At 36.1% G+C, this 19,995-nt stretch carries 34 protein-coding genes; 25 read left to right on the top strand and 9 right to left on the bottom strand.

What is annotated here, in order from left to right; genetic code table 11:
- The first annotated feature begins 139 nt into the window (after positions 1–139).
- The 3 genes from NGR58_RS10210 (at position 140) to cls (ending at position 3,648) form a co-directional block, all read left to right on the top strand.
- The gene (locus NGR58_RS10210) at positions 140–586 is read left to right on the top strand and encodes an ATP-binding cassette domain-containing protein (RefSeq protein ID WP_345791594.1); all 447 of its coding nucleotides are present in this window, start codon (positions 140–142) and stop codon (positions 584–586) included.
- Between the two features lie 9 nt (positions 587–595).
- On the top strand, positions 596–2,116 hold the full coding sequence (locus NGR58_RS04370) for an ABC transporter permease/substrate-binding protein (RefSeq protein ID WP_258088423.1): 1,521 nt from the start codon (positions 596–598) through the stop codon (positions 2,114–2,116).
- A gap of 83 nt (positions 2,117–2,199) precedes the next feature.
- The gene (cls, locus tag NGR58_RS04365; protein WP_258088422.1) at positions 2,200–3,648 is read left to right on the top strand and encodes a cardiolipin synthase; all 1,449 of its coding nucleotides are present in this window, start codon (positions 2,200–2,202) and stop codon (positions 3,646–3,648) included.
- Between the two features lie 82 nt (positions 3,649–3,730).
- On the opposite strand, the gene NGR58_RS04360 is transcribed toward cls, so the two are convergent.
- Positions 3,731–4,360: an HdeD family acid-resistance protein gene (locus NGR58_RS04360; protein WP_258088421.1), complete on the bottom strand. Its 630-nt coding sequence runs from the start codon at positions 4,358–4,360 to the stop codon at positions 3,731–3,733.
- Between the two features lie 123 nt (positions 4,361–4,483).
- Between NGR58_RS04360 and NGR58_RS04355 the strand changes: the two genes are divergently transcribed.
- The 3 genes from NGR58_RS04355 (at position 4,484) to NGR58_RS04345 (ending at position 6,902) form a co-directional block, all read left to right on the top strand.
- Positions 4,484–4,621: a hypothetical protein gene (locus NGR58_RS04355; protein WP_258088420.1), complete on the top strand. Its 138-nt coding sequence runs from the start codon at positions 4,484–4,486 to the stop codon at positions 4,619–4,621.
- A gap of 71 nt (positions 4,622–4,692) precedes the next feature.
- Positions 4,693–6,516, top strand: coding sequence for a translation elongation factor 4 (gene lepA / locus NGR58_RS04350; protein WP_258088419.1), 1,824 nt, complete (start codon positions 4,693–4,695; stop codon positions 6,514–6,516).
- Positions 6,517–6,659: 143 nt separating this feature from the next.
- On the top strand, positions 6,660–6,902 hold the full coding sequence (locus NGR58_RS04345; RefSeq protein ID WP_075269296.1) for a type B 50S ribosomal protein L31: 243 nt from the start codon (positions 6,660–6,662) through the stop codon (positions 6,900–6,902).
- A gap of 148 nt (positions 6,903–7,050) precedes the next feature.
- Here NGR58_RS04345 and NGR58_RS04340 read toward each other — a convergent pair whose 3' ends face one another.
- From NGR58_RS04340 to NGR58_RS04330, 3 genes are all read right to left on the bottom strand, one after another.
- Positions 7,051–8,121, bottom strand: coding sequence for a site-specific integrase (locus NGR58_RS04340; RefSeq protein WP_258088418.1), 1,071 nt, complete (start codon positions 8,119–8,121; stop codon positions 7,051–7,053).
- A gap of 161 nt (positions 8,122–8,282) precedes the next feature.
- Positions 8,283–9,053: a DUF5067 domain-containing protein gene (locus tag NGR58_RS04335; protein WP_258088417.1), complete on the bottom strand. Its 771-nt coding sequence runs from the start codon at positions 9,051–9,053 to the stop codon at positions 8,283–8,285.
- A gap of 53 nt (positions 9,054–9,106) precedes the next feature.
- Positions 9,107–9,520, bottom strand: coding sequence for a hypothetical protein (locus NGR58_RS04330; RefSeq protein ID WP_258088416.1), 414 nt, complete (start codon positions 9,518–9,520; stop codon positions 9,107–9,109).
- 16 nt (positions 9,521–9,536) lie between these two features.
- Here NGR58_RS04330 and NGR58_RS04325 point away from each other — a divergent pair, with 16 nt between their 5' ends.
- Entirely contained in the window at positions 9,537–9,698 is a 162-nt protein-coding gene (locus NGR58_RS04325; protein WP_258088415.1) for a hypothetical protein, read from the top strand.
- Here the strand turns inward: NGR58_RS04325 and NGR58_RS04320 are convergent.
- The 3 genes from NGR58_RS04320 to NGR58_RS04310 all read right to left on the bottom strand — a co-directional run bounded on the left by NGR58_RS04320 (position 9,695) and on the right by NGR58_RS04310 (position 10,950).
- Positions 9,695–10,099: a hypothetical protein gene (locus NGR58_RS04320; RefSeq protein WP_258088414.1), complete on the bottom strand. Its 405-nt coding sequence runs from the start codon at positions 10,097–10,099 to the stop codon at positions 9,695–9,697. The genes NGR58_RS04325 and NGR58_RS04320 overlap by 4 nt on opposite strands.
- 95 nt (positions 10,100–10,194) lie before the next feature.
- Positions 10,195–10,605 (bottom strand): hypothetical protein, encoded by a 411-nt coding sequence (locus NGR58_RS04315; protein ID WP_258088413.1) that lies wholly within the window; start codon positions 10,603–10,605, stop codon positions 10,195–10,197.
- A complete protein-coding gene (locus NGR58_RS04310; protein WP_258088412.1) occupies positions 10,606–10,950 on the bottom strand; it encodes a helix-turn-helix domain-containing protein in 345 nt (114 codons plus the stop codon).
- Between the two features lie 255 nt (positions 10,951–11,205).
- Between NGR58_RS04310 and NGR58_RS04305 the strand changes: the two genes are divergently transcribed.
- Positions 11,206–11,343, top strand: a complete 138-nt coding sequence (locus NGR58_RS04305) for a hypothetical protein (RefSeq protein WP_258088411.1) — start codon at positions 11,206–11,208, stop codon at positions 11,341–11,343.
- Here the strand turns inward: NGR58_RS04305 and NGR58_RS04300 are convergent.
- Positions 11,318–11,560 (bottom strand): hypothetical protein, encoded by a 243-nt coding sequence (locus NGR58_RS04300; protein ID WP_258088410.1) that lies wholly within the window; start codon positions 11,558–11,560, stop codon positions 11,318–11,320. The genes NGR58_RS04305 and NGR58_RS04300 overlap by 26 nt on opposite strands.
- An 88-nt stretch (positions 11,561–11,648) precedes the next feature.
- Here NGR58_RS04300 and NGR58_RS04295 point away from each other — a divergent pair, with 88 nt between their 5' ends.
- Positions 11,649–11,876 carry a helix-turn-helix domain-containing protein gene (locus NGR58_RS04295; protein WP_153280090.1) on the top strand — a complete coding sequence of 76 codons (228 nt, stop codon included), beginning with the start codon at positions 11,649–11,651 and terminating at the stop codon, positions 11,874–11,876.
- 136 nt (positions 11,877–12,012) lie between these two features.
- On the opposite strand, the gene NGR58_RS04290 is transcribed toward NGR58_RS04295, so the two are convergent.
- Positions 12,013–12,309 (bottom strand): hypothetical protein, encoded by a 297-nt coding sequence (locus tag NGR58_RS04290; protein WP_258088409.1) that lies wholly within the window; start codon positions 12,307–12,309, stop codon positions 12,013–12,015.
- Between the two features lie 60 nt (positions 12,310–12,369).
- Here NGR58_RS04290 and NGR58_RS04285 point away from each other — a divergent pair, with 60 nt between their 5' ends.
- The 16 genes from NGR58_RS04285 to NGR58_RS04210 all read left to right on the top strand — a co-directional run bounded on the left by NGR58_RS04285 (position 12,370) and on the right by NGR58_RS04210 (position 19,971).
- Positions 12,370–13,137: a phage antirepressor KilAC domain-containing protein gene (locus tag NGR58_RS04285; protein WP_258088408.1), complete on the top strand. Its 768-nt coding sequence runs from the start codon at positions 12,370–12,372 to the stop codon at positions 13,135–13,137.
- A 2-nt stretch (positions 13,138–13,139) separates the two neighbouring features.
- Complete coding sequence (locus NGR58_RS04280; RefSeq protein ID WP_258088407.1) at positions 13,140–13,403, top strand: hypothetical protein; 264 nt, start codon at positions 13,140–13,142, stop codon at positions 13,401–13,403.
- A gap of 34 nt (positions 13,404–13,437) precedes the next feature.
- A complete protein-coding gene (locus tag NGR58_RS04275) occupies positions 13,438–13,686 on the top strand; it encodes a hypothetical protein (RefSeq protein ID WP_258088406.1) in 249 nt (82 codons plus the stop codon).
- A gap of 497 nt (positions 13,687–14,183) precedes the next feature.
- Positions 14,184–14,405 carry a hypothetical protein gene (locus tag NGR58_RS04270; protein WP_258088405.1) on the top strand — a complete coding sequence of 74 codons (222 nt, stop codon included), beginning with the start codon at positions 14,184–14,186 and terminating at the stop codon, positions 14,403–14,405.
- 1 nt (position 14,406) lies between these two features.
- Positions 14,407–14,772 (top strand): hypothetical protein, encoded by a 366-nt coding sequence (locus tag NGR58_RS04265; RefSeq protein ID WP_258088404.1) that lies wholly within the window; start codon positions 14,407–14,409, stop codon positions 14,770–14,772.
- Entirely contained in the window at positions 14,769–14,990 is a 222-nt protein-coding gene (locus tag NGR58_RS04260) for a helix-turn-helix domain-containing protein (RefSeq protein ID WP_258088403.1), read from the top strand. Before NGR58_RS04265 ends, NGR58_RS04260 begins: the two co-directional genes overlap by 4 nt.
- Positions 14,991–15,038: 48 nt before the next feature.
- On the top strand, positions 15,039–15,173 hold the full coding sequence (locus NGR58_RS04255) for a hypothetical protein (RefSeq protein WP_258088402.1): 135 nt from the start codon (positions 15,039–15,041) through the stop codon (positions 15,171–15,173).
- The gene (locus tag NGR58_RS04250; protein WP_258088401.1) at positions 15,170–15,646 is read left to right on the top strand and encodes a siphovirus Gp157 family protein; all 477 of its coding nucleotides are present in this window, start codon (positions 15,170–15,172) and stop codon (positions 15,644–15,646) included. The genes NGR58_RS04255 and NGR58_RS04250 overlap by 4 nt, the downstream gene beginning before the upstream one ends.
- A 14-nt stretch (positions 15,647–15,660) precedes the next feature.
- Positions 15,661–15,873: a hypothetical protein gene (locus NGR58_RS04245; RefSeq protein ID WP_258088400.1), complete on the top strand. Its 213-nt coding sequence runs from the start codon at positions 15,661–15,663 to the stop codon at positions 15,871–15,873.
- Positions 15,870–16,454, top strand: a complete 585-nt coding sequence (locus NGR58_RS04240) for an ERF family protein (protein WP_258088399.1) — start codon at positions 15,870–15,872, stop codon at positions 16,452–16,454. Before NGR58_RS04245 ends, NGR58_RS04240 begins: the two co-directional genes overlap by 4 nt.
- Before the next feature lie 15 nt (positions 16,455–16,469).
- Positions 16,470–16,871, top strand: coding sequence for a single-stranded DNA-binding protein (locus tag NGR58_RS04235; RefSeq protein ID WP_258088398.1), 402 nt, complete (start codon positions 16,470–16,472; stop codon positions 16,869–16,871).
- 15 nt (positions 16,872–16,886) lie between these two features.
- A complete protein-coding gene (locus tag NGR58_RS04230; protein WP_258088397.1) occupies positions 16,887–17,153 on the top strand; it encodes a hypothetical protein in 267 nt (88 codons plus the stop codon).
- Between the two features lie 17 nt (positions 17,154–17,170).
- Positions 17,171–18,025: a phage replisome organizer N-terminal domain-containing protein gene (locus NGR58_RS04225; protein WP_258088396.1), complete on the top strand. Its 855-nt coding sequence runs from the start codon at positions 17,171–17,173 to the stop codon at positions 18,023–18,025.
- Positions 18,025–19,209, top strand: a complete 1,185-nt coding sequence (locus NGR58_RS04220; protein WP_258088395.1) for a DnaB helicase C-terminal domain-containing protein — start codon at positions 18,025–18,027, stop codon at positions 19,207–19,209. Before NGR58_RS04225 ends, NGR58_RS04220 begins: the two co-directional genes overlap by 1 nt.
- Complete coding sequence (locus NGR58_RS04215) at positions 19,206–19,679, top strand: RusA family crossover junction endodeoxyribonuclease (RefSeq protein WP_258088394.1); 474 nt, start codon at positions 19,206–19,208, stop codon at positions 19,677–19,679. Before NGR58_RS04220 ends, NGR58_RS04215 begins: the two co-directional genes overlap by 4 nt.
- Positions 19,672–19,971, top strand: a complete 300-nt coding sequence (locus tag NGR58_RS04210) for a hypothetical protein (RefSeq protein ID WP_258088393.1) — start codon at positions 19,672–19,674, stop codon at positions 19,969–19,971. Before NGR58_RS04215 ends, NGR58_RS04210 begins: the two co-directional genes overlap by 8 nt.
- Positions 19,972–19,995 lie beyond the last annotated feature (24 nt).

The raw sequence follows: 19,995 nt of genomic DNA, 5'->3' as shown, positions 1-19,995 counted from the left end.
TTTCCGTATTTTATAAGGCGGAATACCTTGTAGATACATTGTGACAGCTTCAATTTGTACTTCTTTTGAAAACATAGTAAAACCCCGTAAGTTTTGGAAATTACTCCAACTTACGGGGTTCAGTTCAGATATTATCTTAATGGATGAACCTTTTAGTGCCCTGGATCCATTATCAAGAAAGCAGTTACAAGATTTGATTTTGGATTTGTATGAGGAACTGAAACCAACTATTTTATTTGTTACGCATGATATGCATGAAGCATTACGGCTAGGAACTAGAATAGGTGTGTTAGTTAACGGTCATTTGGAACAAGTTGGATCACCAAACAAAATTATCAGTGAACCAGCGAATAAAACAGTTTCATCATTATTTGATAATCAACGCGTAACCCTAATTTCAGACATGCAGTCAGCCGGATTATTACATCCGCTACGTTCAGGGTATCCCGTACAGACGCCACAATTATCAGCAACACAGACCATTCAGGAATTAGCAATGGCATTACGTGAAGTTGATCAAGTCATTATTGATCAACAGTATGTTGTTACAGCTGATGATGTATTGCAGTATATTGGCCAACAATAGGGGGATGACATGTTAAATGATTTGATGAATTTATTTACCACGCAATCAACAGATATTTTGGTTGCACTGCGTGAACATGTGTTACTTTCAGTAGCGGCTATTTTTATCGCAGCTGTCATTGCTGTACCGCTGGCAATCGCTTTAATGAAGCATCGCCGTGCTGGTGAAATTGTTTTACAGATAGCAGGTGTTATCCAAACGATTCCTAGTTTAGCGGTATTGGGAGTTCTGATTCCATTTGTTGGTATTGGTACAGTGCCAGCGATTATTGCGTTGGTATTGTATGCAATTATGCCAATTTTTCAAAACACCTATGCTGGTTTAACAGAAATTGACCCAAATTTGACTGAAGCAACCGAAGCATTTGGCTTTTCACGGTCATTTAAATTATTCAAAATCCAGTTACCGCTTGCTATGCCAATGATTCTATCAGGGTTGCGCATTGCGACAGTTATGGTCATTGGAACAGCCACCTTAGCAGCTTTGATTGGTGGTGGTGGTTTAGGAACCTTTATTATGATTGGAATCCAAACCAATGATAATGCACAGTTACTCCTAGGGGCAATTCTATCAGCACTATTGGCACTTATTTTTTCTTGGGGAATCAAATTAATCGGTAAGTTGTCTCTTAAGAAAATGGGGATTGTTTTGGCGAGTCTTGTTGCGTTAGGTGGTGTCTATTTTGGTGGTCGAGCAATCGTCCAACCTAGAGGCACAATTACTATTGCAGGTAATTTGGGTGGTGAACCAGAAATTCTAATTAATCTGTATAAGGAACTCATTGAAGAAGATAATCCGCGTTTAGATGTCAAATTGAAGCCAAATTTTGGTGGGACAACCTTTATTTATAAAGCTTTAAAGGGTGGCGACGTTGATATTTATCCGGAATTTACAGGGACTGTTTTACAAACGTTAGTCAAGGGAGAACATGTTAGCCATCAACCTAAGCAAGCTTTTCAAGATGCTAAGCATGCGATGAAAGAACAGGATGACTTGACTTATTTAGCACCGATGAAGTATCAAAATACGTATGCGTTAGCCGTTCGCAAAGCAGATGCTAAAAAATATCATTTGAAAACAACGAGTGATTTAGCAAAAATGTCACCGCAATTGACAGCTGGTTTCGACCATGATTTTTATGAATTAAAAGATTCATATCCGGGCATGAAAAAAGCCTATCAGTTGCAATTTAAACGAGTTACCAGCATGTCTTCGAGTTTACGTTATAAAGCTTTAGTTAATAAACAAATTGATGTCACTGACGCTTATACAACCGATCCCCAATTGAAGCAGTATAAGTTAGTGACTTTGAAAGATGATAAGCAATATTTCCCACCGTTCCAGGGAGCACCATTAGTTAGAAGGGCCATCCTAGCAAAGTATCCAAGTGTGAAGAAAAGTTTGGCTCGTTTAGATGGTAAGATTACCAATCAGGATATGATTGATATGAATTATCAGGTTACTGTTCAACATAAACAAGCTGATAAAGTAGCTCATCAATATCTAGTAAAACATCATTTATTAAAGTAATATGGATAATTTATACGTAATTTATCATGTTGTGATGATACAAAACTGATAAAATAGTAGTATTATTCAGAAGGAGTGTGGGTATGGTTGAGCATTGGGTAGTTTTAATATTGGAGCTTGTGTTCATTTTTAACACGCTAGCTGCTATTTTAACTGTTTTTAGAGATCGTTACCGTGACATTACGTCTATCTGGGCATGGATGTTAGTTTTGCTATTATTCCCAATAGTTGGATTCCTAATTTATTATTTATTTGGTCGTAAATTATCAGGTGATCGTATATTTACGATGCAGACACAGCAGACGTTAGGGATTGATCGGATTGCAGAAAATCAGCAACAAGAAGTCCTGTCAGCTGTAGACCCGAATCACTTTGTTGAAGAGCAGTCATTCATTCGTTTATTTTTACAAAATGAACAAGCAATTTTGACCAACCAGAATGAAGTTGATGTCTTAACTGATGGTAATGATATGTTTGAAAAAATGTTTGCTGATATTCGTGCAGCAAAACATCATATAAATGTTGAATTTTACACCATTTATAATGATCAAATTGGCAATGAATTAGTTGATTTATTGACAGAAAAGGCTGAAGCTGGCATTCGTGTGCGAGTCATTTTTGATGCCTGGGGATCTAGTGGTAGAAATTCAAGAATGTATAAGCGATTGCGAGCAGCTGGTGGCAAAGTTGAAGCGTTTCTAATGCCAAAGTGGCATTTATTTTCATTACATGTTAACAATCATGATCACCGCAAGCTAGTGATTATTGATGGTAACATTGGTTATATCGGTGGCTTTAATGTTGGTGATCAATATCTGGGGCGCTTAAAAAAGTTTGGTTATTGGCGTGATACGCATCTTCGGATAGTCGGGGATGGCGTTCTAGCGATGCAAAGTCGCTTTTTCACAGATTGGAATGCAACGACCGATAATGAAAAGGTAGAGTTCAGTGAAAATTATTTCCCATCCATTAATGCAAGTGGTGATGTGGCGATGCAAGTTGTTTCTTCAGGTCCTGATGCCGATACGAGACAAATTTACCAAGGCTACTTACGGATGATTTCTATGGCACATGAGAGTATTACGATTCAGTCGCCATATTTCATTCCAAATTCAGCTATTATGGACGCGATTGAAATTGCTGCTAGGTCAGGTATCAGAGTCCGTGTGATGATTCCGTCAAAGCCAGATCATATGTTTGTTTATCGGGCGACTGAGTATTACGCTAGTGTATTGGCTCAGGAAGGTATTGAAGTTTATGCTTACAATAAAGGATTCCTGCATTCTAAGACAATTGTGATTGACGATAAAATTGTATCAGTTGGTAGTGCCAACATGGACATTCGTTCTTTTGCACTAAATTTTGAGGTAAATGCCTTTCTTTATAGTCGGAACTTAGCGTTACAAATGAATCATATCTTTGAGAAAGATTTGGAAAATTCAACGTTGTTAACGCCAAAATATTTTGCTAAACAGTCACCATGGTTACGATTTAAGCAATGCTTCTCTAGATTGTTAACGCCTATTTTGTAACAATACTAGGTTGTAATTATATAAAAAAGACAGAACGCATCATCACTTTGATGAAGCGTTCTGTCTTTTTGTGATTTAGGTATTATGCTGGTTTATTTAAGTCATTCTTGCGACTAAAGAAACTAACTAGTAAGAAGAAGATTCCTAATAGATCAGTATAAATTCCTAAAATAATTTGCATATCATGGGTTGAGTATCCTGTGAACAGTACCAAGAACAATCCTAAGCAAAGACCAACGGCACCAATTACCAAGCCGACTAAACGTTGCCAACCGACTAGTAATTCAGGTACCCATGTTTGGGCTAAATTACTAGTTGCATTAAATAGAATCCAAAAGCCGAATACGAGTCCAATAAAGTCTTTCGCAACGTCTTGGCGGAATAAGAGAACCAATCCCATTACAAGACTTAACAGGGCACTCATTAGGTGTGAACCACGTAAATAGGTACTGTTACGAAATAACATTAGATCAATGATAGCAATGAAAATTGAAAATAATCCAAATAGTATTGAAACCGCTAATAACCACTCGGGGTTAAAGACAAAGGCAAAAATTCCTAAAATAATTGAAATAACACCAGCAGTAGCCAATAATTTACGAACAAAATATGAAATGATTGGCTTATGAGGAAGTTGATGTTGTTCTGAACGACTTTGCGTCACTTCCTCACCACTGGCTTCAGATTGTTGTACTTCTGGCAAATTAGCCATAGCTATGCCTCCTTTTAGATTGAGTTGTTTAAATTGAGTGTAATGGAAAATAGAGTAAAATACAATTGAAGACCAATTTAAAATAAAAAATATTAAATATTTATAATAAAAGGAATGTGAAGAATGATTGAAATAATTATTATCTTGGTGCTACTCATTCTATTTGGGTATACACAGTATCGCCAAAAAAAGTTTGATAAATCAGTCGAGAGAAAAGCTAAATCATTAACGGATAAACTAAAGGACAAGAATAACCATTAGGACACTACCATGATTATAAGAATACTTGTATAATAGTATGGACAGAAAATACAAAGAATAGGAGCGCAATAATGAATATAGAAGAAATGCAGGCGCGCCAAAGACATATCCGTAATTTTAGTATTGTTGCCCATATAGATCATGGGAAGTCGACGATTTCAGATCGTATTTTAGAAGCAACTCATACGGTTACTGAGCGAGAGATGCAAGATCAATTACTAGACACGATGGATTTGGAACGTGAACGTGGTATCACGATCAAAATGAATGCCGTTGAGGTGCACTATCATGCCAAAGATGGTGAAAATTACATTTTTCATCTAGTTGATACACCAGGCCATGTGGACTTTTCTTATGAGGTGTCACGTTCATTGGCAGCTGCTGACGGTGCAATTTTAGTTGTTGATGCAGCCCAAGGGGTGGAAGCTCAAACTTTGGCAAATGTTTATTTAGCGATTGAAAATGATTTAGAAATTTTACCCGTTATTAATAAAATAGATTTACCAGCTGCTGATCCTGAAGCAGTGCGTACAGAAATTGAAGATGTAATCGGTATTGATGCCTCTGATGCTGTGTTGGCCTCAGCCAAAAAAGGGGTTGGCATTCCAGAACTTTTGGAAAAAATCGTGACTGATGTTCCAGCGCCTCAAGGTGATCTTGATGCGCCATTACAAGCCTTAATTTTTGATTCGGCCTATGATTCATATCGAGGTGTTATTTTGACCGTTCGAGTGATGAGTGGTGTGTTGCGTCCGGGTGAAAAAATTAAGTTTATGAACTCGGGGGCAGAGTACGAAGTGACCGAGGTTGGTGTTAATTCACCTATGCCAATTAAACGTGAGTTATTAATGGCTGGAGATATTGGTTACGTGGCAGCCTCAATTAAGAATATTCGTGATGCGCGTCCTGGAGATACATTGACGCACGTGAAGCAACCAGCCACGGAACCATTGCCTGGTTATCAGCCAATGACACCGATGGTTTATTCTGGATTATACCCAACTGATAATGCAAAATATAATGATCTACGAGATGCATTGGAAAAGCTGCAATTAAATGATGCTTCGCTTGAATTTGAACCAGAAACATCACAAGCACTTGGCTTTGGGTTCCGTACTGGATTCTTAGGTTTGTTGCATATGGATGTTATTCAAGAGCGTTTGGAGCGTGAATTTGACTTAGATCTCATTACAACGGCGCCGTCAGTTACTTATCATGCTTATACAACAGATGGTGAAATGGTGGAGGTTGCTAATCCATCAGAATTACCTGAGGTATCAGAGATTAAGTATATCGAAGAGCCATTTGTCCTGGCACAAATTATGGTACCTAATGATTATGTCGGTGCGGTTATGGAGTTAGCACAGTCAAAGCGTGGTGAATTTGATACCATGGATTATTTGGATGCAAATCGGGTTAATGTTAAATATTACATGCCATTATCAGAAATTATTTTTGATTTCTTTGATAAATTGAAATCAAATACACGTGGGTATGCTTCACTAGATTATGAATTATCAGGATACCGTCAGTCTGAATTAGTTAAAATAGATATTCTATTGAATAATGAAAAAGTGGATGCATTGAGCTTTATTGTGCATCGTGATTTTGCACAAGAACGTTCTCGTGTGATTACGAAGAAATTAAAGGAAATTATTCCACGACGAAACTTTGAAATTCCAGTCCAAGCTGCTGTGGGATCAAAAATTGTTGCTCGTTCAACAATTAAGGCTTATCGTAAGGATGTTACCTCGCGAATTCATACAGGTGATCCAGACCGTCGTGCAAAATTGTTGGATAAGCAGAAGCGTGGTAAGAAGCGCATGAAAGCTGTTGGAACTGTGGAAGTGCCACAAGAAGCCTTTATGGCTGTGCTTAAATCAGACGAAGAATAGACGCTTTGTTGGTAAAGAAATTAATCAATTTTTTGGCTGGTTTATATTGAAAAACTATCATTTTTTGGTTATTTATGTTACTATATTCTAGTTAAATAATCTGACTCTGGTTTTTATAAAACCAGGGCAATAAGGAGAAAATAATGAAGGCTGAAATTCATCCAGATTACCACCAAGTGGTATTCGTTGACTCAACTACTGGTTACAAGTTCTTGTCAGGTTCTACTCGTACTTCTGACGAGACTATCGAATTTGAGGGTGCTACTTACCCAATGATCCGTGTTGAAATTACTTCAGATTCACACCCATTCTACACAGGTAAGCAAAAGTTTACTACTGCAGATGGTGCTGTTGATAAGTTCAACAAGAAATATGGTCTTGCTTAATTGCAATTCCTTACAAAAGCCGTTACATAGTGCTAAATGCCTATGCGACGGTTTTTTTGTGCGTTTTTTGTAGTGTTATTTAGTATCATTTATTATCGACAAATATCAAAATTAGGGAACTTTTGGGAACTAGGGAACTATTTGGGAACTATTTTTTGAACACATTTAGCATCTTTTCTTCTTCATTTTCTCGTGCTTTTTTAAGAAAGTGAAAGTAAACTTTTTGGGTTACACTAATCGAACTATGACCTAATCTTTCACTGACATAAGCAATATCAACACCGTTGTTAATTAAAATACTTGCATGACTATGTCGCAACCCATGAAAAGAAATAGGCTTAATATCTAGCTTTTTTGTAAGACACCTCAAACGATAACTTGGTACTGACTGCGAAGTTTTTTCACCAAATATATGTTCATCTGTATTTGGAAACATCTTTTTAAATTGTTCTAATTGTTCAAAATAATATGTTGGCATGGTTATTTCACGTACAGACTGTTTCGTCTTTGGTGCCGTGTATTGATAGGGGACTCGATTAGTCTTTGATTTAGTGACTAATATTTTATTATTCTTAACGTCAAAGTCATTATAAGTTAGCGCCAATACTTCTCCTGCTCGCATTCCTGAAAGGGCAGCAGTGTAAATCATGAAATTAGGTGCAGTCATAGGGCTATTTTCAATGTATTTAACCAACTTATTAAACTCATCTTCTTCTAAAAATTTTAGATCAGTCGGTTTGCTATCATGAGCACCTTTGAATTTAAGATTAAACGTTGGATCTGTTTTGATAATCCCATCACTAAAAGCTTCTTTTAAACACATACCAACACGCATTGATATTTGATGTACTGAACTAGCCGTTCTCGTTGTGCTTAGATCATCTAAGAACTGCTGATACCTTTTGCGGTTCATTTGCTCCAAAGTAACATCTTGTAGATGCTCGTGAACGATAGTCTGTGTAGCGATGTGATTGGCAATCGTTTGTTGTTTAATACCTGACTTAATATGATTATCTAACCAGGTATCATAGAACTCTGTAAACAATTGCTTACTAGACTCAATATCATAGCCCTGATTGAGTTTTGCTTTAAGCATTGTTTCATAAGCTAGGGCTTCTGATTTATACTTAAAACCGCCTTTAGTGGCTTTTTTACGTTTGCCATCAACTTGATAGCTGACAATTGCGCGCCAAGTTTTGCTTTGTTTTTCAACTGACATTAGTTTAAACCTAACCCTTCTTGAAAAAATATAGATAGTTTAAAGACGTGTCTAGGTCTGGTATACTAGATACGTTAAATAAAGCGCATAAAACGCTTGTTAATATGGGAATGCACGTACACCTCAAGTTTGGCGATGGAGGGTGTGCGTGTTTTTTTATTTTATTGAACCTTATACGTCTTTGTTCCGATTACCTTAAAGTCAGAATTTGAAAATTCAACTTCAACATCATTAGTGTTTTTTAAATCAAATGACACAGCGACTTGAGCGGTTTTGCTAGGCAATAAATCGTTGTTCAAAGCGTCTTCTTCAGATTGAATAGGGCTATTACCGTTTTCATCAAGAGCGACTGTACCAGGATTTAATTGAACTCGTGATGTGTCATTCTTTTGGAACGCGTGTAATACCATGTAGACATTCGATGGATCCATGTTCTTTTTTGCATTGTTTGTTACGTCCATGTGAAGAACCAATGTTTTTGAACCGTCTTCTGCAGCACTATCCATTAATTCTGATTTGGTAATTTTGTAAGTCATATTGCCAGCGTCAAAAACGTTGTTTTTCAAAGTCCACTTTCTATCTGAAGGGTCATCAGATTTCTTAGTAGAAACTTTTTCAGCATTTTCTGATTTTTTAGATGAATTTTCGCTTGAACTTGTAGTATCAAAGGTATCATCAAATGATTTTTCGAATGCCGATTGTGTCATTAACACAATACCAAAGGCGACAGCAGAAAAAATGACACCCAACCAAGCCATAAGCTTTTTATGTTTGCGATTTATAATTAAGGCGACAATCCCCAGTATTAAACCAATGATAGCTATAACTGCTGCCATATTGTTAATAAATGGCATCCAAGAAAACACCAATGCTACCACACCCAAAACGATAGAAATAATACCTAAAACCCGATTTTCTTGTGGCTTATCCATAAGAAACATACTCCTTAAACAGCTTTTAACGTGGTTCAGGTTTGCACGTAATTTCATTCGGTTAATTTAACATAAAAGTAAACATCTTTTTCATCAAGAACGTTATCTTCTAAATCGCATAGTGTTAAAATGAATTTATGAGGTCCCTCACTGAATGCAACTTGTTTTGCTGTTAGGTTCATTCCAGTAGCAAAACAATCTCCAATTATTCGCTTATCATTTTCATTTTCGCCCAAATTAGCTTCAAATGGAATTTGATCACTAAGTATTTCAATATTACGATTGAGTATTCTCATCTTAAATATATATTTTCCTTTTGGCTTAATATATAGCAAATGGAAATCAAACTTTAATTGGGCTTTGTTTTCTTGATTAGTTATACTAACTATACTAGTAGTTTTCTCGTCTGGGTTATTTGCAAATCCGTATAGTCTTAAGTTAGTTATTTTTGGCTCAAAAAAATTCATAAGGAGGTTCCTTTCAATGGTTGAATTTAAAAATGCGAATTCTGAACTAAAACCAAATGTGTTGGAAATATTGGAATGGATGATTAATAAAGATTTAATATCAGTTCGAATAGACACGGATAATGGTAAAGCAATTATTTACGTTCCGTATATGGAAAGTAAAATTGATTGGGTCTAGTCTTGTGTTATTTCAGAATTAAAATTATAGCCATCGCGTACTTTTTTGATTTTTAATAATGGCGATTCATCAATAGGTTGCAATGTACTAATTCTGCTTTGCAGATTTCGTATATCTTTTGCAAAATCGTCGTTTAAATTTTTTTCTGCTTCTAGCTGTTTATTTTTCTCTGCTAATTTCATTTCTTTATCTGATAGACTAGCTGAAAGTATTTTTGTTTGATTATACCAATAAAATGCATAGTAAACGGCTAAAACAAAGGCAGTAATAAAGACTATCAGAATTATTATATTTACATTTAAATGCGATATTTTATTAATCACCAAACCAATAACGGTACTTATAGTAGCGGTAACTATCACATTTAATATGGCATTAGGTGGTTTTCTTTCATCGTTCAAAACTAGTTCCTTTCGATATTACATTGTTATTCATAAATAAAATCTTTAACTAATGGTTCAAACCAACTATGTATGCCACCTTAATAGGTGGTTTTTTATTTGTAAATAACTTCTTTAACCAACTCTTCAAAGTGAGACTGTAAACCTAATGAGTTCATAAAATCTAGCCAATTTCGCTGTTCTAGTGGTACATCTCTGTAAACAATATTAGCGATCATTTCAACTGCATGGTTATTGGCAGAGTTTTCTTCAACCTTCATAAATAATGGGGAAAATCTGTAATAGGGTAGTGAACTATTATCACCATATAGAATATGAGCGACTTCATGAGCTAAACGGAAACAATATTTATAACTAGTTGAAAAATTAGGGTTCATCATGATTTTTCTAATAAAAGGGAAAGCAATATCTGGTGCATATTCATCACTGGTATCAATGTCTAAAACATCAATATCTTGTCGATATGCTAGAGCAAGAAGCTCATCTTTTAAATATTCTTCATTCATTTAGTCACCAAACATCAACTTTGCCATTTCGTATAATTTTAGCTTTTGATCATCAGTAAGCTCTTTACCACCGAATGAAACAGAAGGGCCAAGTTTACTTAGTGTCTCTTCTAAATCAACTGGCATATCCTTATCTTTATTAGCGTGCATATCGTCAGTGTTACCTAATAGGTAGTCGACTGATACGCCAAGGACGTCAGCAACTTTTTTCAGAGAATCTGTTGAAGGAGTTTTGTCACGCCAATGGTAGATGCTGTTGGTTCCTAACCCTGCAAGGTCGTTTAACTTAGAAAGTGAATAACCCTTATTTTTCGAAATTTCTTTTATACGTTCAAACGTTGTCATATCAGTATTTCTCCTGAGTAGACAAATATAATTAGCAAATATGCGTAAAAAAGTTGACTTATTAGCACAAGTGCGCAATAATATATTTATCAAGTAATTGAGCAACAAAAAACAGACCTAAAATAATCAAAGCTTTGGCGAGCGAATGTTGATATATAGGGTTTCTGCGTTTGTTTTTCTATGCAATTATATTAGCACGAATGCTAATTTTAATCAACAACTTGATAATAAATAAACAGAAAGGAGGTCATAAAGATGAGTAAACAAAAAACGATTGAACTATCGCCAGATGGTAAATGTTCAATCGAAATTATTGATAAGCGTCACATGATTATTAAATCAGAAAAAGTAACGCTTAATGGTCAAATTACTTTGCAGGGTCAACAAAGTTAGGGTTTGGCTTTGTGTAATCAATAGTAATGTCAGTGCCGTTTTGATTTAAAACAAAATTAGAAGAAACATTAATCGTACCGTTTCCATTATCACTAGCAATAATGATTGCACCTTTTTGTGTTTCCTGTCTTACAGCGTACGAACCATTACCTAAGGCATATTGATTATTTTCAATAATGAATTTATCATCATCGGCTAATTTTAAATTCAATTCCATTGTCATGTACTTCCTTTCATCAGTGTAGGGGAGAATTGCGACACTCACAAATTAGATATTATCACAAATAAACAAAGGAGGTTGCACTATGACTGCAACAACAATTGAAGAAGAGCAAGATGCTCTAAAACGCAAAGTAAAAAAGCGTATTAAAGATGAGCTTTGGGATAGAAACGACATGACCCAAGGCGAATTAGCAAAATTAATTGGTGAGGGTGTTAGTCAAACCAATCGAGCAATTAACGGTGAGAACTCACCTAAATCCAAGGCGATTCGTAAAAAGATTTTTACGTTGTTTAATATCACAGATTTATAAGGAGAAACGACATGTCACAAAGTGAAAAAGATAAAAAGATAGAAGCTGAACTGTATAGCATCAAACAACGAAGCGGAATACTTAGCGATATTGCACTAATACTTTCCGTTCTCGCCTTAATATTCGCAATACTTAATTAAAAAAACGACATAACTAGAGCAATGGCGCTAATAACAATAGCTATCCACGAACGTAACGATGTCATATTGGTTTCTTCAATTCTATGCAGGTAATCTTCACCATCTGCAGTAATTTCATAACGATCATCATATATATGTTGACTTGAACCTGTATTTGGATTTTTTTCCGTTTTAATAACATGACGGACGACATAACGCTTATTTAATAAATAAGTTTTGTCGGGAAACCATTTTAATTTTCTGGGTTGATTATTATGTAAGTATCGCAGTACTAAGTAATTTTGAAAGACCATGTTGTACACCTCGTTATTTTATTTATCTAAATTATAACAACAAAGAAAGTAGGAATAACAATGAATAACAATATTCAAGTTTTTGACAACTTAAAAGTCAAGGAAGTAAACGGACAAGTAATGTTCGATGCAGAAAGTGCAGCAATTGGAATTGGAATTTCTGAAACAAAGAAAAATGGTGCAGTGTATCCAATTTGGAACAGAGTTAATAAGTATTTGGGACTTTCGACAGAAGTGTCGAAAATTAGCAAGGGTGATTTTATTACCGAGCCACAATTTTACAAGTTAGTAATTAAAGCAAATAGTCCAGTTGCTGATAAGTTTCAAGATTGGGTAACAACCGAAGTCTTACCAAGCATTCGCAAGCATGGCGCATATCTAACAAATGACAAGATTGAAGAAATCTTATTAAGCCCTGACACCTTAATCAAGGTAGCAACGGAATTAAAGAATGAGCGAGAGAAGAACGTACTGCTCACACAACAGGTTTCAGAGTCACGTCCTAAGGCTGATTATTATGACAAAATCATGCAATCAAAATCATTAGTAACAATCACACAGATTGCAAAAGATTATGGCTGGTCAGCTAAGCAAATGAATGACAAGTTACATGATCTAGGTGTGCAATACAAAATTGGCGGTCAATGGGTGCTTTATTCAAAGTATCAAGACAAAGGATATACGTTCAGCACAACGGTTGACATCACCAAAAAAGATGGAAGTAGTGATGTAAAAATGAATACTAAATGGACGCAAAAGGGACGTGTATTTATCTACAGCTTGCTGAAAGAAAATGACATCTTACCAACAATTGAAAGAGAGAATTAATTATGACTCAATACAAAACACACCCAGCACTACAAACCGACAACTATGTGCGAGCAACAACACTTGTACCTGATAAATACGGCATTATCCAATTATCTAATGATTTGCTAGTCGCTATGCATGAAGCGGATATGAGCAGTTTGAAACATGACACAACGGAAGATGTAAGTCTAAACGTAAGTGTCATAGATAACTTCACTCAACTAACTGACGCAATGGAAGATTTAGCTAAGGATATGGGTATTGAGGCTAAATTTAAATTTTAGAATGAACTTACAAACTGAATTGGAGGTGTAAGAGATGCACTCATACTATAAGTTACCAGCTTTTACCACTGTGGAAGATAAAGTAAAAAGAGGAGACAAAGCTGCCATCTTGGCAATGGATATTTTTGAACGATTGAATGGCATGACTGACTTGTCTTATGAACAAAAAGAAAAAGCACTTCATCTCGCAAATGAAATGCTTTTCCAAAAATTGGTAACAGATAAAAAAGAACCAAGATCAATGACGGAAAATCAGATTAAAAAATATTTTAGCGATCGTTAGATATCATTTCAAAAGATTCTATCATGTCAGTATTGATAAATAATAAATACTTTTTATTTGTCGTACGAACTGCAATTACAGGTGATTTAATTTTTTCGGTAACTGCTCTTTCATAACCCAAAACTGTAAAGACATTACCAGATGACATAGTGATAGATAAAACCACGTTATCTTTCAGAAGAGAAAGTATTTTGTTATACATCACGTTACTTTTCCTTTCATCAATGTAGGGGAGAATTGCGACACTCACAAAATTAATTATAGCAATAAAGAAAGGAGACAAACCATGCCAGATGACAACCGCAAGGTCACGCAAAAGGAAGCGTGCAAGATTTTAGGGGTAAGCGTGAACACTTTCAGATTTAAGATTAAACCCACTGAATTGTTCCAACGTAATGTCCCTGACAAAACACCTAATGAACGTACTATCACGTATTCATACCATGATGTGGTACGTTTCAGTAAATTCAGCAATTGGTATTAGAAAGGAGTAAGACATGTTAGCAGAAGTGGCAATGTTCATTCAGTTACTAGGCATGGCGACATTAGCAGCGATTTTGCCAACGATTATCGTGATGTGTGCAATCTATCTAGCTTACACATACAGGGTTCAAATTTGGTGGTTTATTAAAGGCATCATGCGAGCAATCAGCTATGGATTAACATGCATCACTGACGGTAAGGCAACTGCTGATAAGCGACTATTAGAGAGGAAATAACATGGCAGATTATGACATCGGATCAACAGGTGTAGGCAACTTACATCATGGTTTTTCAAAATCAAAAGACTTAGTGAGCTTGCCAGCTAGTAGTGAAAAGCAACTCATAAATGGGTATAGAACATTGAGTTGGAAAAAAGAAAACTCAATAGCGAAGTCACGCAAGCATGACAAAGAAATACACCAAAAGTGGGAAGCTAATTACAAAATTTTTAAGTCATTTTTTAAGTCATATCGTGATAAGCAACCAGATGCACGAGGCAACGAACTCGAAGAGTTGTATAAAAAAGTATCTGAACAAACTGGCATTTCACCATATACGCTCAAGGGATTGATGTATGAATACAAGTGGAGAGCAGAACAATGAGATTGAAAGAATTACGTAAACAAAGGCATGAAACTTTACAAAATGTTTCTGATGCTATTGGTGTATCAAATGGCACAGTTGCAAACTATGAAAATGAAAAGCGTGAACCACGTATAGATGTACTAATCAAATTAGCTGATTACTTTGATGTATCAGTTGATTACTTAATCGGACACGAAAAAACGTCTAACCATGGCACTGGTCAGACGTTCGGGTAATTAGCTTGGAGACAAATTACCCTCTAAGAATAACACGGAGAACGATATATGACAAAGAAATATGAGACATGGGCTGTATTAGATACAGGCAAGGAAGTTCATTATTTTGAAAGCTCATATCATGACGATTGGCGTAAAGCGCCAAACACAACGTATATCAAATTTCAGGAGGAAGTACGATGAATTTATACGACTTAACAAGCAATTGGCAACATGTCTATGACATGGATCTAGATGAAGATACTTGGCTAGATACGCTTGATGCAATCGATGAAGAAATTGACATCAAAGCAAACAACATCGGTTTCCTCATCCAAAATCTAACTGCTGATGTTGAAGGATATAAGAAAGAAGAAAAACGTTTAGCTGATAAGCGCCGTGTTGCTGAAAATAAAATTAAAAGTTTGAAATCATATTTGCAAGATAATATGGAACGTTTGGATCGCAAAAAGGTAAAAACAGATTTGTTTAGTTTCAATATTCAACGAAATGCACCAAGTCTGCAATTGACTGATGAACAGTTGATACCGCAGAAGTATTACACAGTTGAATCAGTACGAAAGTACGATAAACAAGCGATTAAGGACGATTTAAAAGCGGGTCGGGTAATTAATGGGGCAGAGCTTAAAACGTCTCAATCGCTCCGTATTCGCTAAATGTGAGGTGCTAAATGGAACGAGATTATGCACAGGAATTCATGGATCGCAACTTTTTTACACCAGATACATTGAAGAAACCAGTTGGTAATGACTTATTCGGTTATTCATTGGTAGAAGGTGATGAGGTCTTTGTTTATCAAGATAGTTATTTGTTAATTGAAAAGATGAAAAAGACACAAATTGAAATGGCAAAACTAATGAAATTAGAAAGGAAAACGCTTTGAAAGAGTTATCAATTATCCAAGGCGAATTAAACGCTCCTAAGAGTCAATATAACAGCTTTGGAAAATACAAATATCGTAATGTTGAAGACATTCAAGCAGCGTTGAAACAATACATCAGAGACTTAAAAGTTGACATAACCACAAGCGATGAAATTGTACTAGTTGGCGATCGTATATATGTAAAAGCAACGGCAACAATTACCAATAGCGAAGGTGAAAAGGTATCGACAACTGGTTACGCACGAGAGGCGGACAACAAAAAAGGAATGGATCCGTCACAAATAACAGGGGCTGCATCATCTTATGCTAGGAAATACGCCTTGAACGGTTTATTTGCAATTGATGATACCAAAGACGCAGATAGCATGGATAACCGTAACACCACGCAAAGCAGTGGCGACTTCAATCACCAATTCAATGAAGCTGCGCAACGTTATCAGCAAAAACATAGTGTGACTGCTGATGCAATGTATCAAGCAATCAACGGTATTTCAGGTCATTCAATTACTAGCTTTGCTGATATTAACAACAATATGAACGAACAACAAAAGAAAAACCTAATCAAGTGGTTAAACGAATAAAAGGAGATTATCGACATGGCATTTAACAAGACAATTTTAGAGGGACGCTTAACACGAGATATTGAAGTACGACAAACAGGGAGTGGTATTGCAGTTGCTAGTGGATCAATCGCCGTACAACGTGACTTTAAAAACGCACAAGGTGAACGTGACACTGACTTCTTTAACTTTACAGCATGGCGCAAGGCTGGTGAAACGTTAGCAAAGTATACCAGCAAGGGCAGTCGAGTACTGTTAGAGGGTTCACTACAAAATCGTAAGTATGAGAATAAGAACGGACAAGAAGTAACGGTTACAGAATTAATCGTTAGTGGGTTTGACTTCATTGAGACACGTAACAGTGAGCAAAGCAGTAACGCACAACCATTTAATTCTGGTAACGAAATCAACATCCAAGATGATGATTTGCCCTTCTAAGGAGGTTGTTTATAAATGATTAATAAGTTTTTATTGGATCGAGAATTACAAAGTATATGCCAACAAGATGATGAAACTTTTTCTATCATCAAAGACATATTTTTGAATTATCCAAATGGCGGGTCTGTAGACGACTATCAAGACGGAATTAGAGAAAGCGTATATACGTTTTTAGAAAACCAAGGATTGATTCTGTTATCAACTAATAAAACGAAATTTTCTGTGTCGGATTTAGGCTTTGCTATTGCAAATGAATTCAGAAATTCATATCGCTTCAGATAAATATAGTGAGGTTAATGATGGTAACAAAAAAATTCTTTTGGATAAAACTTAAACAAGATTTTTTCAACGATCCATACATTAAACTACTTCGACGTATGGCTGGCGGAGACACTTACACAATTATTTACTTGGAAATGTTGGTTAAAAGTGCAAATGCTGACGGGATGCTTTATTTCCAAGGAGCAGGTCAAGACATTGCGGAAGAACTTGCGCTTACTTTAGATGAAAACGTCGAAGATGTGCGCGCACTACTTGCGTATTTGGAAGCGAAAAAATTAATTACACACCCTGAAATTAAAGAAGATTTGTTTTTGGTAGCAAGTGCTGATTTAACAGGCTCTGAAACGGATTCCGCTATTAGAATGAGAAATTTTAGAGAGCGCCAAACGTCACATAGTTACGCTATAACGTCACATAGTGACAGTGATGTGACGCGCAGTGACGATAAGTTAGAGATAGAGAAAGAGTTAGAGATAGATAATAATGCGCAATCAAAGATTTCGCTCGAGTCTGAATTTGAAAAATTGTGGAAACTTTATCCTAGAAAAAAAGATAAAGCACGAGCATTCAAGTCTTACAAAAAAGCAATTAAAGATGGTGTGACTAACAAAGAGATTCAAACAGGGATCGTCAATCTGAAAAGAGAAATTTCGTTGAAGGGTACAGATATTAAATATGTGCCATACGGTAGCACTTGGTTTAATGGTAAGCAATGGGAAGATGATTACGAAACTGGAAACGTTGAGCAAAGCAATGATTATAAAACTAATGAAATTGCACGTTTGGAAAAAGAGTTGCAAGACGACAAATTGGATCCAATAGAACGCAATTTCATGAGTAAGAAACTAGCAGAATTAAAGGGGAGTGCTTAATGCAAGGACAAGAAGCTGAATGGGCTGCATTAGCTGATGTAATATCATCTGACAACCCTTATGAAGCGATGCAGGAGTTAAAAACAGTTGTGCGAGCAGATATGTTTAGCAATCGTATTGCTGGTAATATCTTTAAACTTTGGGCAAAAGCAGAAGATGATGATCATATTAACTTGCTGACTATCAATAATGACAAAGTTGGTAGTGTAGATATTATTAGTGAAGCAACAGCAATGTTGGTTAGTAGTGTACCAGCTGTACCAATCGCACCCAAGATACTAGGTAAATATATTCAAGACGAAGCAGTTAAACGGCTGTTTTATAAAAAGGCTAGTAATGGTGAAATTAGTAACTATGAAGACTTAGCAGCCTTTACTGAACAAATTGAACAGTATCAAAACTTTGATGTAGATAACACGGACTTAATCACTGAATACGAGGAATACATTGGCAGAGAACGTGAATACATTGATTTGCTGAAAAACTTTCAGATACAAGCAGAAACTGGTCAGATGATCGTGATTGCTGGACGTCCTGGTATGGGTAAAACTGCCTTAGCAACTAACATGATGAGCACCTTAACATTAAATCGTGTGCCAGTTGCCTTAATTAGCTTAGAAATGAGGCGTATGGAAGTTTTTGAACGCATGGTTGACAGATTGCTTATCGAACCAAAAATGACGAAAGAAACGGCAAAAGAGGTGTTTAAAGGCAACCTAGATGTGTTTGATATTAGAGATGACATAAGGTCGTCTATTGAAAACATTGAATTAGAAATTGGCAGACAAGCAGATGCAGGTAAAAAAGTGGTGGTAGTTGATTATTTACAGCTGATTACTTCAAAGGGTGTGAGCCGTTATGAACAAGTAAGTGACATTTCAAGACGTTTGAAATTAGCAGCGATGAAACACGATATCTTACTGATTGCCTTAGCACAATTAAACCGTGCAAAAGCTGGTGAGAAGAACAATCGCCCACAATTAACTGATTTAAGAGACTCTGGATCAATTGAACAGGACGCTGACAAAGTTATCTTGCTACATTCAGATGATTATTATCAGGAAAACGTGCCAACAAATGTTGATTTAGATTTAATCGTTGCTAAAAATCGTCAAGGCGGACAGCATACATTCAAGTCATTCTATGACCGAGAACATCAAGCAATTGGGGTACGTAAGTCATGAAAAAAGTATTTGAAGCAAAAATAGAATTACCCATGAAATTTGCATCGGGTAATCAAATGATGGTTGCTAGAAAGCGACTTATTAGGACGAAAGAATATCACACTTACCATGATTATTTAAAAGCTAGTTTAGAAGAGATACTAGACGAAGTGCAGGTACAAATGAAAGCAGGTCAAGCTTATGAGCTTAGAAGCTTGTTCATTTATCCAGTACCAAAATCATTGATAAGCAGCAAAAAGAAACGTGATGAATTTGATAGTTCAAAAGTATTGCCAATTACACGAGGAACGATTGATGTTGACAACTCTGTAAAGGCATCTGATGACGTATTACAAGAGGTTCTAGGCTTTGATGACAGCCAGATAGTTAATAACTTAGGGTACAAGCGTTATTGGCTAGGAGAGACGTATATTTACAAATTTGAGTTATACGAATTTGATAGTGGCATGGAGATTGAATTTTATGATTAAAAACAACCATGAATATAAGTACCAACTATTCGTTGAAATGTGGGAAGACGACTACACAGTGGCAGAGATTGCTAAGAAGTTGCATCTAAGGGAATTTACAGTAGCTGGTAAAAATTTTATGGGTAGATATTACCGTGAACACCCACGTGTAAAGCATGGCAGAATTAATGTCGACAGAATGATGGCGTTAGTACATGAGCTAGAAGACCGATACGGCAAGCTTAGTGATGAGATACCAGAGGACGACAGGCAACTGATGGAGCTGCGCAAAGTGGTACACGCTAACAACTAGAACAAACAGCCAAGGGTATTTAAA

It is taken from the genome of Weissella fangxianensis, assembly GCF_024718545.1.
GTDB classification, from domain to species: domain Bacteria; phylum Bacillota; class Bacilli; order Lactobacillales; family Lactobacillaceae; genus Weissella; species Weissella fangxianensis.
Note: the sequence above shows the minus strand (reverse complement) of the source record. Positions and strands in the feature narration are given on the sequence as shown.

Bases quoted from the DNA above. Each gene is read 5' to 3' on its own strand.
- NGR58_RS10210 (WP_345791594.1), top strand. From the start codon at position 140: ATGGATGAACCTTTTAGTGCCCTGGATCCATTATCAAGAAAGCAGTTA.
- NGR58_RS04370 (WP_258088423.1), top strand. From the start codon at position 596: ATGTTAAATGATTTGATGAATTTATTTACCACGCAATCAACAGATATT.
- cls (WP_258088422.1), top strand. From the start codon at position 2,200: ATGGTTGAGCATTGGGTAGTTTTAATATTGGAGCTTGTGTTCATTTTT.
- NGR58_RS04360 (WP_258088421.1), bottom strand. From the start codon at position 4,360: ATGGCTAATTTGCCAGAAGTACAACAATCTGAAGCCAGTGGTGAGGAA.
- NGR58_RS04355 (WP_258088420.1), top strand. From the start codon at position 4,484: ATGATTGAAATAATTATTATCTTGGTGCTACTCATTCTATTTGGGTAT.
- lepA (WP_258088419.1), top strand. From the start codon at position 4,693: ATGAATATAGAAGAAATGCAGGCGCGCCAAAGACATATCCGTAATTTT.
- NGR58_RS04345 (WP_075269296.1), top strand. From the start codon at position 6,660: ATGAAGGCTGAAATTCATCCAGATTACCACCAAGTGGTATTCGTTGAC.
- NGR58_RS04340 (WP_258088418.1), bottom strand. From the start codon at position 8,121: ATGTCAGTTGAAAAACAAAGCAAAACTTGGCGCGCAATTGTCAGCTAT.
- NGR58_RS04335 (WP_258088417.1), bottom strand. From the start codon at position 9,053: ATGGATAAGCCACAAGAAAATCGGGTTTTAGGTATTATTTCTATCGTT.
- NGR58_RS04330 (WP_258088416.1), bottom strand. From the start codon at position 9,520: ATGAATTTTTTTGAGCCAAAAATAACTAACTTAAGACTATACGGATTT.
- NGR58_RS04325 (WP_258088415.1), top strand. From the start codon at position 9,537: ATGGTTGAATTTAAAAATGCGAATTCTGAACTAAAACCAAATGTGTTG.
- NGR58_RS04315 (WP_258088413.1), bottom strand. From the start codon at position 10,605: ATGAATGAAGAATATTTAAAAGATGAGCTTCTTGCTCTAGCATATCGA.
- NGR58_RS04310 (WP_258088412.1), bottom strand. From the start codon at position 10,950: ATGACAACGTTTGAACGTATAAAAGAAATTTCGAAAAATAAGGGTTAT.
- NGR58_RS04305 (WP_258088411.1), top strand. From the start codon at position 11,206: ATGAGTAAACAAAAAACGATTGAACTATCGCCAGATGGTAAATGTTCA.
- NGR58_RS04300 (WP_258088410.1), bottom strand. From the start codon at position 11,560: ATGGAATTGAATTTAAAATTAGCCGATGATGATAAATTCATTATTGAA.
- NGR58_RS04295 (WP_153280090.1), top strand. From the start codon at position 11,649: ATGACTGCAACAACAATTGAAGAAGAGCAAGATGCTCTAAAACGCAAA.
- NGR58_RS04290 (WP_258088409.1), bottom strand. From the start codon at position 12,309: ATGGTCTTTCAAAATTACTTAGTACTGCGATACTTACATAATAATCAA.
- NGR58_RS04285 (WP_258088408.1), top strand. From the start codon at position 12,370: ATGAATAACAATATTCAAGTTTTTGACAACTTAAAAGTCAAGGAAGTA.
- NGR58_RS04280 (WP_258088407.1), top strand. From the start codon at position 13,140: ATGACTCAATACAAAACACACCCAGCACTACAAACCGACAACTATGTG.
- NGR58_RS04275 (WP_258088406.1), top strand. From the start codon at position 13,438: ATGCACTCATACTATAAGTTACCAGCTTTTACCACTGTGGAAGATAAA.
- NGR58_RS04270 (WP_258088405.1), top strand. From the start codon at position 14,184: ATGTTAGCAGAAGTGGCAATGTTCATTCAGTTACTAGGCATGGCGACA.
- NGR58_RS04265 (WP_258088404.1), top strand. From the start codon at position 14,407: ATGGCAGATTATGACATCGGATCAACAGGTGTAGGCAACTTACATCAT.
- NGR58_RS04260 (WP_258088403.1), top strand. From the start codon at position 14,769: ATGAGATTGAAAGAATTACGTAAACAAAGGCATGAAACTTTACAAAAT.
- NGR58_RS04255 (WP_258088402.1), top strand. From the start codon at position 15,039: ATGACAAAGAAATATGAGACATGGGCTGTATTAGATACAGGCAAGGAA.
- NGR58_RS04250 (WP_258088401.1), top strand. From the start codon at position 15,170: ATGAATTTATACGACTTAACAAGCAATTGGCAACATGTCTATGACATG.
- NGR58_RS04245 (WP_258088400.1), top strand. From the start codon at position 15,661: ATGGAACGAGATTATGCACAGGAATTCATGGATCGCAACTTTTTTACA.
- NGR58_RS04235 (WP_258088398.1), top strand. From the start codon at position 16,470: ATGGCATTTAACAAGACAATTTTAGAGGGACGCTTAACACGAGATATT.
- NGR58_RS04230 (WP_258088397.1), top strand. From the start codon at position 16,887: ATGATTAATAAGTTTTTATTGGATCGAGAATTACAAAGTATATGCCAA.
- NGR58_RS04225 (WP_258088396.1), top strand. From the start codon at position 17,171: ATGGTAACAAAAAAATTCTTTTGGATAAAACTTAAACAAGATTTTTTC.
- NGR58_RS04220 (WP_258088395.1), top strand. From the start codon at position 18,025: ATGCAAGGACAAGAAGCTGAATGGGCTGCATTAGCTGATGTAATATCA.
- NGR58_RS04215 (WP_258088394.1), top strand. From the start codon at position 19,206: ATGAAAAAAGTATTTGAAGCAAAAATAGAATTACCCATGAAATTTGCA.
- NGR58_RS04210 (WP_258088393.1), top strand. From the start codon at position 19,672: ATGATTAAAAACAACCATGAATATAAGTACCAACTATTCGTTGAAATG.